Source organism: Enterococcus sp. ZJ1622, from assembly GCF_011038845.1.
In the GTDB taxonomy this organism is placed as follows: Bacteria; Bacillota; Bacilli; order Lactobacillales; family Enterococcaceae; genus Enterococcus_B.
Window position 1 is genome coordinate 20,228 of record NZ_JAAKDW010000019.1, and the last position, 14,851, is coordinate 35,078.

Annotated in this window: 14 protein-coding genes and 1 pseudogene; 2 read left to right on the forward strand and 13 right to left on the reverse strand. The window is 34.0% G+C overall.

The window, feature by feature from the left end; translation table 11 throughout:
- Positions 1–3 precede the first annotated feature (3 nt).
- From G7Y42_RS13625 to G7Y42_RS13645, 5 genes are read right to left on the reverse strand one after another with little or no spacing between them, the layout of a single operon-like run.
- Positions 4–2,379 carry a VirB4-like conjugal transfer ATPase, CD1110 family gene (locus G7Y42_RS13625; RefSeq protein WP_165038304.1) on the reverse strand — a complete coding sequence of 792 codons (2,376 nt, stop codon included), beginning with the start codon at positions 2,377–2,379 and terminating at the stop codon, positions 4–6.
- On the reverse strand, positions 2,333–2,689 hold the full coding sequence (locus G7Y42_RS13630; RefSeq protein ID WP_165007310.1) for a hypothetical protein: 357 nt from the start codon (positions 2,687–2,689) through the stop codon (positions 2,333–2,335). The genes G7Y42_RS13625 and G7Y42_RS13630 overlap by 47 nt, the downstream gene beginning before the upstream one ends.
- Before the next feature lie 3 nt (positions 2,690–2,692).
- A complete protein-coding gene (locus tag G7Y42_RS13635; protein ID WP_165007307.1) occupies positions 2,693–3,472 on the reverse strand; it encodes a hypothetical protein in 780 nt (259 codons plus the stop codon).
- Positions 3,473–3,490: 18 nt separating this feature from the next.
- A complete protein-coding gene (locus G7Y42_RS13640) occupies positions 3,491–3,718 on the reverse strand; it encodes a hypothetical protein (RefSeq protein WP_165007304.1) in 228 nt (75 codons plus the stop codon).
- A 29-nt stretch (positions 3,719–3,747) separates the two neighbouring features.
- On the reverse strand, positions 3,748–4,167 hold the full coding sequence (locus G7Y42_RS13645; RefSeq protein WP_165007301.1) for a type III secretion system protein PrgE: 420 nt from the start codon (positions 4,165–4,167) through the stop codon (positions 3,748–3,750).
- Between the two features lie 398 nt (positions 4,168–4,565).
- On the opposite strand from G7Y42_RS13645, the gene tnpA reads away from it, so the two are divergent.
- Positions 4,566–5,033: an IS200/IS605 family transposase gene (gene tnpA, locus G7Y42_RS13650; protein WP_165007298.1), complete on the forward strand. Its 468-nt coding sequence runs from the start codon at positions 4,566–4,568 to the stop codon at positions 5,031–5,033.
- Positions 5,020–7,101, forward strand: coding sequence for a CAP domain-containing protein (locus G7Y42_RS13655; RefSeq protein WP_165007295.1), 2,082 nt, complete (start codon positions 5,020–5,022; stop codon positions 7,099–7,101). The genes tnpA and G7Y42_RS13655 overlap by 14 nt, the downstream gene beginning before the upstream one ends.
- 165 nt (positions 7,102–7,266) lie before the next feature.
- On the opposite strand, the gene G7Y42_RS13660 is transcribed toward G7Y42_RS13655, so the two are convergent.
- The 8 genes and pseudogenes from G7Y42_RS13660 to G7Y42_RS13695 form a co-directional block, all read right to left on the reverse strand.
- Complete coding sequence (locus G7Y42_RS13660) at positions 7,267–9,342, reverse strand: isopeptide-forming domain-containing fimbrial protein (protein ID WP_165007293.1); 2,076 nt, start codon at positions 9,340–9,342, stop codon at positions 7,267–7,269.
- A gap of 34 nt (positions 9,343–9,376) precedes the next feature.
- Complete coding sequence (locus G7Y42_RS13665; RefSeq protein ID WP_165007291.1) at positions 9,377–9,646, reverse strand: hypothetical protein; 270 nt, start codon at positions 9,644–9,646, stop codon at positions 9,377–9,379.
- Between the two features lie 12 nt (positions 9,647–9,658).
- Entirely contained in the window at positions 9,659–10,420 is a 762-nt protein-coding gene (locus G7Y42_RS13670) for a pilin N-terminal domain-containing protein (protein ID WP_165007288.1), read from the reverse strand.
- A 16-nt stretch (positions 10,421–10,436) separates the two neighbouring features.
- Positions 10,437–11,183 carry a class C sortase gene (locus tag G7Y42_RS13675; protein ID WP_165007286.1) on the reverse strand — a complete coding sequence of 249 codons (747 nt, stop codon included), beginning with the start codon at positions 11,181–11,183 and terminating at the stop codon, positions 10,437–10,439.
- A 14-nt stretch (positions 11,184–11,197) separates the two neighbouring features.
- On the reverse strand, positions 11,198–13,174 hold the full coding sequence (locus G7Y42_RS13680; protein ID WP_165007284.1) for a SpaA isopeptide-forming pilin-related protein: 1,977 nt from the start codon (positions 13,172–13,174) through the stop codon (positions 11,198–11,200).
- A gap of 51 nt (positions 13,175–13,225) precedes the next feature.
- The gene (locus G7Y42_RS13685) at positions 13,226–13,879 is read right to left on the reverse strand and encodes a class A sortase (RefSeq protein WP_165007281.1); all 654 of its coding nucleotides are present in this window, start codon (positions 13,877–13,879) and stop codon (positions 13,226–13,228) included.
- A gap of 13 nt (positions 13,880–13,892) precedes the next feature.
- Positions 13,893–14,123 (reverse strand): hypothetical protein, encoded by a 231-nt coding sequence (locus G7Y42_RS13690; protein ID WP_165007278.1) that lies wholly within the window; start codon positions 14,121–14,123, stop codon positions 13,893–13,895.
- 206 nt (positions 14,124–14,329) lie between these two features.
- Positions 14,330–14,851: pseudogene (locus G7Y42_RS13695) on the reverse strand (transposase); the annotation flags it as partial.

The following is a 14,851-nucleotide window of genomic DNA, read 5'->3' on the forward strand; positions in this document are numbered from 1 at the left end:
TCCTCAATTAGCGTCCGTATTCATCAACTCAAACAATTCTGTATTTTCAGGAATAGGATTCTTAAAGGGCACAACAACGCCTCCTGCTGAAATCAAACCTGTTCCTTTCGGGACTTTCTCTCCAATGTATTTCGTCAGATTTGGTGGAAGCTTGATCACTCTTTGTAAATGCTCTCGATCAACTAATTTTTGTCGCAACAGAACAATAAATTCGCTATTTGAAATCATTTTTTGTCCTTCCGATGTTTCTAAAAGTGTAGAAATATTTTGAGTGATTCCTGTAGGAATTGCCCCATACTTCCTTACACGTGACCACAATTTCATGAACCATGACGCATTTGCTTCCGTATCAAAATTCAACTGCAATTCATCAAAGTATAAATATGTCGTTAACTTCCCTTGATTCATAACAACTTGCTTCCAAATTTGATCCAAAATGACTTTCATAGCAAATGGTTTCATGTGTTCGTCCAAATGCTTAATATTGAAAATAATGAATGGAGAGCTCAAATCAATGTTTGTTTGATGAGCAAATATGTCTTGTGAACCAATGGCATAAGGCTCAACTTTGAGCGCTAGCTGTCTAGCTTCGACTTCTGGTTGTTTCTTCAAAATTTCATACCAATCTACAAGCGTAGGTGTGTATTGACGATCTGAAAATACCTTATATGTCTCACGAGTAACACGGTCAACAATACTCGCATCTAAATCAGAAAAATCTTTTAGAACTGATTCAAATAAGCTAACAAGCAAATTCGCTTTTTCTTTTACTAAATCATCTTTTTTATCTTCTTGATCTAGAAATCGCTGATCAGCCATATCTAAAATATTTAGATAGTGTTCTGTTCCTGTTGAAATTTCCAATATCTGTGCACCGAATGCTCTTCCGATTGGCAAATATTCACTTTCAGGATCTACAATGATCACATTTTCACGTCGATTATTTCTATTTTTCAATAAGCTAAAAATCATCGACCATTTCACTGTCATTCCTTTACCTGAACCTGAAGATCCTAAAATTAAACCAGACGGCGTGATCAAATCTTTTTTCCGATCAATAGTAATCATGTTATTACTCATTTGATTCTGACCATAATATTGACCAGTAGGACTTTGCAATTCTATATTTGTAAATGGTATTTGTGTGACCACATTACTTGTAGTCATATCTCGCATGTAATTTTTTTCCACATCTAAATACGGTTTTCCAATTGGTAAAATCGTATTTAATGCTTCTTCCTGCATCTTATAAACATCGTCAAATTCGACATGCCACGTATCTGCTATATCTTTGATTTCTTTTGCTGCTAATCTCAATTCTTCTAGCGTGTCTTCTACCAAGAATACAGTGAAAATACCTGAGAAGGTTTTTTGCCCGTTTTCTCTCAATTCATTCGTAATTTCTTCTGTAGTTGATTGAATTTCAGCTGCTAGACCAGAAACCATGTCTTCCGATAATCCATCTTTGAAATTCTTACGTTGCTGATTAACGATGTCTTTTTTGTTCAACGCAGCTTTGTTTCTTAAATCTTTCTTGAATTTTGTCATGTCATAAGACTTAGCATGAATTGAAATAGCTATTTCCCTTCCTGACTTACATAGTTCATGAATCAGCTTATCTTCTAAGTGCTTAGGATATTCTCGAATATATAGAATCTTTCCAAACTTGTTATCCATTTTGAAATGTTCATCAAAAAAGTGGAATCGATTCGGCGCAATAAAAGCTTTACTTGATAGACCAGATAAAGCAATATCCTTATAATCAACAGTAAAATGTTTATTAGGACACAAAATACCAGCCATCAGCTCTAATCTCTCAAGTCCATCCAATTTTTTCATAGTAAGATCAACATCTGTTTCGTTGAAACGTTTTTCAAAATTCCGGAACATCGTTGAAAGTCTTTTACTAGCTTGTTTTGGATCTTTTGCTTCTGTAGAAAAGATCGCAAATTTTTTAATCTCAAAGTTCTTTTGATCATGCTCGAATCGGTCAGCAATAATCGTATTTATCTCAGATCGATACAAGTCAAATCCATCCGACTCATAAGGTAAAAGAATATCATCCAAAACAGACGATTGAATTCGTTTGTTTAAAACTAATAATTGATAACGTGAGTTTTTATCAAGTGAATTCAAAGCTTCGGCATAGCTGACAACAATTTCTAATTGATCGTCTTCACTAGCAACTTCATAATCTAAGTTACCTAACTCATACATTTGTGAATATTCATTGCCAACAATGTGCATGAGGCCTGACTGAAAATTACTGGTATAATTAATCGTATTTTGTGTAGTAGCTGCTTGTTTGATTAAACGTTCTTTTTTTCTTTTCTCAAAATTCGTCAGTTTCTTTGATTTCTTGTTTCGGAATAAATTCATGTTTTTCATACCTCCGTATTTGTCCTGATTGATAGAAGCGTTCTTGATATTTGACAGAGAATTCTATTCCCTTTTGAATTTCAGTCCATTTTCCAAGACCAACTAAGACTGGATAACTTAAAAAGAGAATTGCCGTAATAATTGATAGAATCCAAAACGAAATTCCTTGAATAAATATTGCTTCAGCAATAATCAAAGCCATTCCTAGAATCATTCCTATTCCCATTTTTAATTGTCTTTTTGTGAAACTTCCTATAAAAGGCGGTTCATATTTTGACATATCTTTATGAAATTGTGATTGTATTGCCATGCTTTAAACTCCCATCCAACGTTTAGCCATTTGTTGCGAACCAATTAATACAAATATCAGTACACCTGATTTTAATAATGTTAAGAAACATGTAGCTAAATTTTTCAAAAAGCTCCCTTCCGCAGCAATCTTAAACATATCGTTCGTCATTAGTGAGGGATAGAGTTTTAGAATGATTATCAATAAAAATCCTTGAATACAAAGTGCTGAAAATTGTTTGATATAGCCAATTGCGATAGATCGCCATTCTTCGCTTATATAACCAGCAACCATTATTGGAGCTGCGGCTTTATACAGAAATAGTTGGAAGAATCGTAGAAAAATCAAGACTTTTACGACAATACCAGCAAACCAGAATGTCATGGTAGAAAGCCCCATCATGGCATTAATAAAAAGTCGCTCCATCATGCTAAGTTTTCCTTGAATCTTTGGAATGACTAATTCTACATTTGCATTATCAACCATTACTTTATCGATAATCGTAACAATTGCCCCATTTAACCACATGATTGTGTCAATTAAATAACCACTAGTCATCACTAATACATAGGCAACAACATATTTCCACATTACAGACATAAGCATGTCTACATTGACTTGCCCATATTCTACTGCAACTCTTTTATTGTTTTCTGCTAATTCTACATACATCAAAATAGATAAAATGACTAAACCAACAGGGACAAGCGCTGTAGCGACTTGTCCCATCAATTCGTATGCAGTTGGATTGTAGTCTTTTAGCCCTGAAACAAGAGTTTTTAATGTACTTTGATTGAGCTGCATACTTCCCATCCTTCTTTCTTAAAAGTTGATTGCATTCATAGCGGCAATAACTGCAGTCGCAATCCCACCTGAAATTGCGGCCATTGTTCCACCTGTAATCATTGCTTCCATTCCACTATCCATCTTTGTAGGATTATCATTTTTACGACCACTAAAGAAATCCATTGCTCCTGTCATAACAGAAAACAACCCTCTTACTGCAAAAACTGCTCCTAAAATTCCTACCATTTTCACTGCGATATCCATAATTTTTTATCCTTCTTTCTGTTTATTTTTTATTCGTTTTCTTCTTCAGCATCTAAAATCGTGTCAAGTTCTTCTTGACTTAAAAATGTTTTAATCGAAAAACATATCTCACCCTCAAATAAAGATTCTTCAACTTTGATATATACCTTTTTATTTTTCAAAAAATCAGCTGTTTCTTTGTTATAACCAAAATCAATTGACGGTATTTCTATGCCATTATCTTCAATACTCGCTATAAGAAAATTAAGCGTTGTATCTGTAAAATCTGTTCCAAAGGTTAAACAAAAAACGCCTGACTCGTCACCGCCGGCGTTTTCTAAAATGATTACAAACATATCTTTATCTTTTTTCGATTTTTTCATAATTACTCCAGTGATCATTGCTTCATGAACACCTGGAGAAAATGGAATCTTCACTTCTCTATTTTTAATTGGTCGTTGATATTTCATATTCATTCCGCCTCGTAATATATCCTATTTTTTGTTGCAAAAAAAAGCAGCCTGATTCACTAAAATAAGGCTACTTATGACTTAGTATTATTTACTAAAAAAGATCTTCATCACTTCTATTTTTTATTCTAAGGCGGTAACTGTTTAATTTTAAGAAACATCATCAACCAAATTATACTTTTTGCATCTTTTAAAATAGCTATCATAAAAAAATCTCTCCCTTTGTACAATATATTATTTTTTCTAATTTACACATCAAACATTAATAACACACCAATAAAAAAGAACTTCAAACAAAAAAATAAATGTAAAGCTATTCAAAAACACATTCCATATTTTTTCTTTTTTTGTGAAAGAAATATAGAAACACAAGTAATACACAACTGTATAATTTAATTATGGATAAGAAATATAACAAAAATAAAAACGTAACTTCTTTTCTTCAATTTCATTTAGCTTTTTCTACCAGAGCAACCAGAAAAGTTTTTCGCTCTAAAAATATTGCTTTAAGAATGCAAGAATTGCTTTTCTCTATTGCAAAAGAAAAACAATTAGAAATTAAATTTCTGGAAGTTCATCCAAACCACATAAAACTTACCGTTGCACTTTCACAACCTCAAAGTCCATCAGAGGTTGTTCAATCTTTCAAAGGAGGAACTCAACGTATTATCAAGGAATTCGAAGAACTTTATGCAATGCAAAGTTTATGGACACGAAAATATTTTATTTCAACTGAAAAACATTTCCCATATGAAGCAGCAAATGAATTTATTGAAGAACAAATGAATAGCCACAAAAATTTGTGGCAAAAAAATAATCAAAAAAGATATTCTAAACAAAAGGAGCTTTCTAATGAAAAAAACTAAAATTTCAAGCATCTTAATCGGACTACTAACTACCTCTATTGCATTAGGGGTTGGAACTCGTGTAGATGCTGACTCAACAAACACAATGTATCGCCTCTATAATCCAAATAATCACGAACATTTTTATACCGCTAATACAAAAGAACGTGATCATTTAGTGAAAATTGGTTGGGGAAATTATGAGGGTCCCGCTTGGGACGCTCCAGTCACTAAAGGAAATTTAGTTTATCGGTTATATAACAAAGGCTTACGCGACCATCATTACACCGCTAGTTGGGACGAAGTAAAATGGTTAACTAAAAATTACGGTTGGACCTATGAAGGCCCCGCTTGGCGTTCCGCTCCTAAAAACAACCATCCAGTCTACCGCCTCTTCTTAAAAGGTGTTAAAACAGGTTCTCACCACTACACAAGTAGTTGGAAAGAAGTACAATGGTTAACCAAAAATTATGGCTGGAAATATGAGGGAATTGGTTGGTATGGCGCTGATAAAACAACTCCTACAGCGAATAAAAAAGACTTACAAGCACTTTATAACAAAGTAAAAGGCACTACAAAAGGCAATTATACTGATTCTACCTGGAATTCATTCTCTAGTGCATTAAACAATGCAAAAAATATTTTGAACAATTCTAAAGCTACTCAAAATCAAGTGAATAATGCAAAAAATAAACTGCAAACTGCTTTTAATGGACTGAAGAAAAAAACAATTCCTACAGTAAACAAAAAAGACTTACAAGCACTCTATGATAAAGTAAAAGGCACTACAAAAAGCAATTATACTGATTCTACTTGGAATTCATTCTCTAGCGCATTAAACAATGCAAAAAATATTTTGAACAATTCTAAAGCTACTCAAAATCAAGTAAACGATGCAAAAAATAAATTACAAACAACTTTCAATGGTTTGAAAGCAAAAGAAGTGCAAAACTACACTGTAACAGTTAATCATATCGATGCTCAAACAGGGGAAATTATTACCTCAGAACAATCAACTGTTAAAGCTGGCACAAACTTTACTGCCAATGCTAAAACATTTAAATACAATGAAAATAATAGTAATGATCCAACTAATTTTGATTATCAAGTAATTGGAAATAATACTCAAACTCAACAGATAAATAAAGATACTACCATCACTTTCAATTATAACGAAGTTCATCAAATCACTTTGTTATGCAATGATAATTATCAAAATAGAGGAGTAGCTAATATCATACAACAAAAAAACATTAACGTGGTACACGGTCAATCAGTTACTCTCACAGCACCGACAATTTCTGATTATGTTTTAGACGACCGAGTTGAAACGAGTAATACAGTCACTTTAAACAACATTATAACTGATCAAAATTATATTTTTAATTATACTCATCAATACACAGTCACTGTTAATCATGTGAACGTAGACACTAATGAAATACTTTCTTCTGAAACCAAAACTGTTTATGAAGGGGATAGTTTCTCTGCTCCTTGGAAAAATATGACTGATCAAAACTATTTCTTGTGCAAAAATGACGATCCTACTGTTACCGTAAATGTAAATGCAATGACTCAACAATCAAGCAGATCAATCAATGATATCAAACAAGATAAAACAATCACGTTCAAATATAAAAATATTTCATTTGATGAATTACGTGACTTTATGCGTCAAAAAGAATTGACTTGGCTAAATAATTACCGCCAACAAAATGGTGTTTCTCCAATGCAATTCAATGATATTGTGCAACAAGCCGCTGATATTCGTGCAAAAGAACTGGCAATTAATTTTAGTCATTACCGTCCAAATGTTGGTGGAACCTTCCAAGATTTATTGGAAGAATTGGGTTGTTACGGTGCAAAAGGAGAAAACATCAGTCAAACTGGGTTGTATATTGATGACCTTTTATCAGACAACGGTATTCTCGATGCCATGCTAGGTTGGAAAGATAGTCCTGCCCATAATGCAAATTTACTTTACAATAATCAAAGTATTCTTGGGCTAGGTCATAATTTTAAAGTTGACTACGCTTGTAGAATACTCGTAGATAACGTATTTATTGGCGCCAATCCAATTTTCAAATGACAACAAAAGACAAGGCTGAAAAACAGCCTTGTCTCAGACTGTAGACAAAAAGGAGTGGCTTAATTGCCAACTCCTTTTTATTAGTCTTTGTAGAAATTTAAAATAAAAAGCCATAGGTTTTTTTGCTTTCCATAGCCATGTGGCTAGTTTTTTTAAATTCTTTGTTTAATTAAACTTTAAAATCACATAACTAAAAGTAGCTAACACAAATAATAGTAAACTAACCAATAAAATTGCTATTAAATGCATAGATCCTGTTTTAGAAATAATGGGCAAAGGTAAGTCAGGTCTTACACCAATCGTTACTACATTAGTTACTTTCTCCACATCTTCTACCAGAACTTTTGCTTGATTCTCGATATTCAATTCTTGATTCAAAGGAGTTTTAACTGTAAATATCAGTTGAATTTCTCGTCCATTCAAAAGATTCTTATTTAAGAAATCAGCGGAAGCTTCCCATTTCAACATTTTTGAATTGCCATCATAAATTAGCGTACCTTCAGAAGTAATATCTTTTCCTGTACTCTTATCGATCACTTGCGCAGAGCCTTCTTTATACGTCAAACGAGCTTCAATGGGATCTTGAATGCTAAATTGTTTGTAATGATCTAACTCAATATCTCTACCTTTTGTATGCCATTTTTGAGTAACTAGATATTGTACTTCAGAGCCTGCATTTAAATAAGCTGTCGGCGTCCCTTTCTCACCATCATTTCGTCCATTTACATCCACACCATTCTGTGTAACTTGTTTTAACGGATCAATTGGAAAATAGCTTTCAACGGTATTGGTTTGTTGCGTTCCTTTTCCTGTATTGTTGTTAAATGTCACACCAGCTACATTTTTCGCAATACCACTCGCATCATTCTTCGCTATCATATGAAGCTGTAATACATATTTCTTCCCATAATTCGAAGAGTCTTCTAAAAAACTTTTTGTCGCACTGTATAAAATCTTATTGCCAGACAAAGATAATTTAGGAGAGTCTACTTTCTTCCACTTTCCATTAGCTTCTACTAACCATAATGCACCATCATACTCTTTACCATTCATTACTAAATCAAAATTTTTATTATCAAATGTATCTGTAATTGTTAATGCCTGGTATTTATTCATCGAATTAACTGTTAATGCATCGAACGTTTGATTGATATGATAATATACATCCGAACCTTCTTTTATAATTTTTCGGTCAATATTGTGTTCTTTTGCTTTTGTTTGTGGCACATCATAAATTTCCTTTGTCGGCTGTTGGGGAGTAGGAGTCCAAAGTAATGCGGAATCAAAACTAAACATCATCTGATTCGAATTAGCCCCTACCATAAACGTCGGCGCTTCTCCTTTTAATGAAAAAGTAACCCCACTTCGATGATACGTATTTGAACCTACTGAATCTGTAAAATGATCGTTAGAACTATAATTCTTTTCTGCACGCCCTCCGACCACTTTAGAACATAATTTATTCGCTGATTGCGCTGGCGCATTATATTCTCCACAAGCAGTATCAGTCGTTACATAATAAGGTAATTCATTCATTTTTTCGTACCCTACAAACTCTTTAAGATCTAAATTTCTCTCGCCAACCGATTGATTATTATCATTGAACCAAGAAACACGTTGCTGATACTGTCCATTCAAACTATAAACTGAAAGAAATGTATTCGCTAAATTAATATTCTTCATTTTAATATTTGGATTAGAGACACTCAATTTTACCTTCATTTTTGTCCCACTGTAATTAAATGCTAATTGAACGTTCATCACATTAATCGACTGCATGAAGAAACCACGATAAATATTACTACTAATTTGCAAATAATTATAATATTTTGTGCCATTGATCGTTTTATAAATTCCTGGCTCATTGATCCCTGCATGTCCTACAAACTGCGAAAAAGTCACATCACAATCAATTTCACGTCCTACATATTTCCCAACTTTTTCATAATGAACCACAATCTTTGAAGAAGCCTTTAAATCATTTACCTTTGACCAACAAACCGTTTTATCTTTTTTCTTTTGATATTCATCTAATATTTTATACCCATTGATTCCTGTAACTGTAATACTTTTTAGTGAATCACTATCATGATATAACTCTAAATTATTGTGTTCTTTGATTGCGTAAGGATCTACTTTTTCTAAAGCTTGATTTTTAGTGCCAAAAAATAATAAAACACACAAAAAAAAGAACGCCCATTTAAGCGTCCGACACACAATTTTATTCATATTCTTCACCATTTTGTAGGATTTCCTCCTTTTTAACAAAAAATGATTATTTAACAAAAGGATCGCTTTTCTCTTTTTTTAGAATAATTAGCGAAACACTACCAACAACAATTAAAGTAACCTTAATAAATAGTGGATTCCTAAAAAGTTTTTCCATAATATCAAGCGGCATAGAAGCAGCTGGTATTCTTAAAATTTTCATTAGATAAGGTTGATAACTTGGCAAAAGTGATAGTTGAGAAAACAATAAACCGCAGTATAGAATGGCTGCGGTTAAACAAGAAAGATTGAATAATAATAATTTGATCCATTTCATCTTATTTTTTCCTTACTCTCTAAAAAATAAATGAGTAACAAAATCCCAACAATGATCAAAGAAATTTTTCTTTACGCCAGTAGAAACGATTTTTTTTACCTCTTCTTTAAGTTGCGAAGCTTTTGATTTGGGATAGATCCACACATCCTTTAAGAATTCACCGTTTTCATTAGAAACAGGTGCTACTAGCAAAATATCCTCGCTATTCGAAATGTTTTCAGGACTGGATTCATTGACAATAAAATAAGCTTGTTTCTGATTTGCCTGTACTTCTATCGAGAATTCAAAGACACCTATTTGTTGATCAATTGTCTTGGTTTCTCCGTTAGAAACTAGCTTCAATTGATCACTGGATAGTTTTTTCACTCGTTCTTTCAATTGGGATTCAATTTGATCCGTTGAGAGATCCTTAACCTCCATCTTTTGTAAAATGTCCGATACATCATAAACAGAAAACTTCGCGCCATTTACTCCTTCTTGTTTTTCAAGCTTTTGTCCCTGGTTGTCTAATTGTTCGGAAGAAATAATCTTTTGAACGTGAATGGTCTGTTTGATCATTTGATCGTCTTCAACGATTGTCGGTTCTTCTGAAGAATCAACTGTGAACGAATCGACGGCTTCAGCGCTACTTTGAATCGTGCTACTATCTGACGCTTGTAACGTTTGTTCTGTGCTATCCGTGCTTTCTTGACTATCTGCAAACGTCAACTGTGTGTAGACGGCGAAAGACAAAAAAGTGGCTGCACAAACAAATAGCCATTTTCTATTTCTCATGCTGGTTACTCTCCTTTTATTTTTTCTTATTGTAGACGAAAATTGATCCACTAATTATAAGCAAAATAAAAATAGCTCCACAAAAGAGCCATTGCCATTTACTAGAAAGAATTTTCTTTTTTTCATGCTTCAATTCAGATTGATTGAAAGTTACTCGTTTACCGTAAACAAGAAAACGGTGTGTATTGATCCCTTTGGGTACACAAGTCATTAGCGTTACTCGATCTTGATCAGGATTTGGTTCTAAGTAAGCGACAAAGTTCTTTTGTAACTCATCTTTTTCTATTTCGGCAATCTGATCGATCTGATAAGCATGTTGCTCACCATTGACTTTTATATAAAACTTTTCTCCTTTTTTTACTGAAGGTAAATCATCAAAAAGATTATCTTTATAAAGTCCACTATGACCTGCGATTAAAGGATTTCTACCGTTTCCTCCTGTAATATCACCAGTTCCTTCCGTAATACCTACACCATTTTCTAAAATTTTATCGGACGTCCCTTCATAAATGGGTAGCTTTAAAGAAACACTTGGAATTGTAAGAATACCAACAGGATTACCTAATTCGGTTTTTGCAACATCCAAAGAAGAATCCGTTGCCGTTCCTGTTCGATCGATTGCGGCAATCTGCTGATTTTGTTGATATTTCGCCACGCTCGCTTCAGCAGGCATTAATAGTAAGACTCCAACAGCTGAAAGTAACCAGAAAGCAATGATCCACTTCCCCATGATTCGCCTTTTCTTAGACTTCCTGATAATCATTGGTTTTGGTCCTTTTAAGCTTTCTTCTTTAAGTAAACAACTGCAGAGATTGCTCCCGCACCTAGCAACAAGCAAGAGACCAATACATACGTTTGAAAACCGTTGCTACCGGTCATTGGTACGGAAGCTTTTTGATTGTTTTTGATCGTGATTCGGTTTTCTTCTTTGTATGAATCTTTGTCTACTTTGAAAGAGATTTCTTTCGTTAATTTTTGATAGTTTTCAGGCGCTTTTGTTTCTTCCAATGAATATTCACCTTCAGTTAAACCAGTGATTTCAAAGTGACCTTCTTTATCTGATTTTAAGATCGCTGCATTTGCTACATCGTCTACCCATACTGCTTCTTTGACACCGTCTTTATCCGTATCAACTAATCCACCATAATATTTTCCTTCTGCGTTTTTAGCAGCAAATTCTGCGCCTTCAAGCAGTGTTGCTTTGATTCCTGTTCCAAATAGTCCACTATCGACTTTTAAGAATTTTGCACCATAAGTAACAACATCAGCTTTTGATTTTTCGTGGTGTTCTTCCTGATTGAAAGGATTGTTGTTATAAACGAAATCAACGCTATTTGTTAATGGATTTGCGATTTCAGCACTCTCATTCACAAACATGTTATAAGTCATTTTTAGATCTTGACCATGTAAATTCGCAACTGTATCACTTACTTGTCCATTATTTACGATAAAATCGATCACAAAACCACTATCAGAATTTTCGATTTTATAGTCAGTATTTTCTTTTAATACGACTGAACCATCATTATTTGTTACTTTAATATCTGCTTTTTCAGCAACATAAGAAAGTCCTTTACCTGCTGTATCTCCCCATTTAAACACGCTGTATGGAGAAGTTTCACTCTTCACACCATTTACTGTAATCCCATCTGTTCCACCTGCAATATCTGTTGGAATATGAATCGTTCCTTCATAATTAACAGCATCGCCAACTTGGAAAGAATGTTCGTCCCCTGTTCCGTTGGTTACTGTCTTATCGATTACAGGAGCTTTGTAGTTTACGTAGGAAGCTTTTAAATCACTTATAACACCGTCATTGGTAATTTCAAAGGTTAACCTATTGTGTTCGTCGTTTCGAGCGTCAGCGCCCAATAAATACTGATCAGCAGTAGGTTCTTGATCTGGTCCAACTACTACTTCTGAAGGAACTTCTACAAAATAGTATTTACCCAATGTTAAATCTGTTGCAGTCAGCTTTCCTTGATCATCCGATACAAGATCACCCAATTTTGTTCCCTTTCCAGGTTCGCCTTTATAAAGCTCGAATTTCGCGTCTTTTAAAGGTGTCTGTTTACTTTGTTCCGTACCATCGTCACCAAATTTCGTTAATTCAAAACTCAACTTAGAAACAATGTTCTTAGGATACAAATGGATATCTTTTAAAAATCCTGATCCTGTGTTGTCTGTCATTGGCGCAATCACAACCATTGGTTTTGCTTTTTGCGTGACTAATCCAGCAGCGGATTTACTTTCATAAACCACATAGACATTCCCTTTGGAATTGACATAGGCTGGTTGATCAGCAAAAGTGATCTCACCATTTTCATCTACAGCTGAAGTGATTTTATTGGTTGCATTCTTAACGTACTCACTGTTAGATCCCTTGTCTTCTACATCTTTAACGATTTCGTCCACTTTCGCGTTGGTTAGATCAGAATCTTCAGTCGGTAATACTTGATCCGTAATATTTCCTAACGTAAACTCAACATCACCATAATCTGCTTTGTTGTATTTCGTTACACCTGTAGGATATCGATCGTGCGTATAACCATCATTTTTGATCCCGTCAATATCAACATTCAATTGTGTATCTTGATCATACATTAATTTATGAACCGTGATATTGATCTTTTCTGGTGGCGTTTTTTGCGTTACATCTTCTGCATATGCTCGATACCCCTGAAAGCAGCCTGCAATGATTCCTAATATTCCAACAAGCATTCCAGCATTTTTTACATACCGATTGATTGTCATTTTTTATCTCCTTATTTTATATTTCAACGACTCACGTTGATTAAAATCTGGTTATTGTAGCTCTCCCTGTACGACATATCTTTCTTTCCCTTGTGATGTATAAACACAAGTAAACAATGTTAATAAAGGTTTCTCTCCTTTCTTTGGTAAAGACAAGAAAGAGTTCTCTTCAGGAACGCCATCGATTAATTTAAAGTACTCAGGTACGATAAATTTACGCGTTACCTTGTAACGATAGACGCCATCGTTACTAACTAAATCCATCACCTCCCCTAATGACAACTGTTGAATATCAGAAAATAAAACACCTGGCATTTCCATGTTATGACCTGCTAGAACATAGTTTCCTTTGCCCATTTCAGCATCCTCATAAAAATAGGTAGCCGCTCCAAGACTTAAAGTGTATTGATTGGCGCCTTTAAAAATCGGCAATGCTAAACCAAGTGCAGGTATTTGAATTTGTGCAAATACTTGTTTATTGACACCCATTTCGATTGCTTCCTTTTGTATGGACAACATTTGACCCAAAGACATATCATTATTAACACTCGTTGCATCGTCCTTATAGCTTTTGGCACCTATATTGATTTGATTCGCATAAATATTTTGTTTAAATACTGTTCCTTCATATTTTTGATAAATAACGTAGCCAAACACACTACACAAAACAATTACTATAACTCCTAAAATCAATCTTTTTTTCATTTCAGCATCCGCCTCATATTTTAATATCATTAACTTCTAAAAGTAATTGACAACCGCTCTCTACTCTTGCGTAGGTGCGTTTCAGCTTTTTGAAGTTTTTTATCGCCCCTAATAAGCAAGCTTTCTCTTTTTCCTTTAATCGCATTTCATTAATGTATTGCATAACCGAAAATCTTTTGAGGTGTTTTTGCTTCATCATTTTTAACAATTCTTCTTCCATTTTTTCTGTTTCTTTATAGTCCATGATTTTCCCTCTTTCATTGAATTTTCTTATACAAAAATGATTACACTCGATATAGACAAAAAAAGACGTGTAATTAACACGTCACAGACTGTAGACAAAAAGGAGTGGCTTAATTGCCAACTCCTTTTTGGTAGTCTTTGTAGAAATTTGAAATAAAAAGCCATAGGCTTTTTTGTTTTCCATAGCCATGTGGCTAGTTTTTTTTAATTCATGGCAGCAAACGTAAGCATCGTGTGCGTGGCAACTTTTTCAAGACCTCGATATTTCGTCCAACGCATACCATGCTTTTCTTTTGCATCTGCAAATATTCGTTCAATAGTTTGTTTTCTCTTTTTATAAATTTCTCTATTCAACGCCGTATGGCGTTGGTGTTCAAGTTCATCCATAAGATCCGCCCAAACATGTCGAGTTACTACTTTTTGATATTTTGTACTCAAAGTACAGTTTTCAAGTAATGGACAACTCCTACAGAATTTTGGATTTGATTTATAGGTTCGATAACCATCCCGAGTAATAGTTGAAAATAACAACGGTTGATTATTGGGGCATAAATAGCAGTCAAAATAGGCATCATAAACAAAGTCTTTTTTACGAAACATTCCTTTTACTCCATGAGGTGCAGTATATGGAAGAATCGGGTAGAGTTTCAAGTGTGACAGAAAATGAACAAATTTAGGCGTCTTATATCCTGCATCAGCGACAACACGCTTTATATTTGGAAAAGCTCT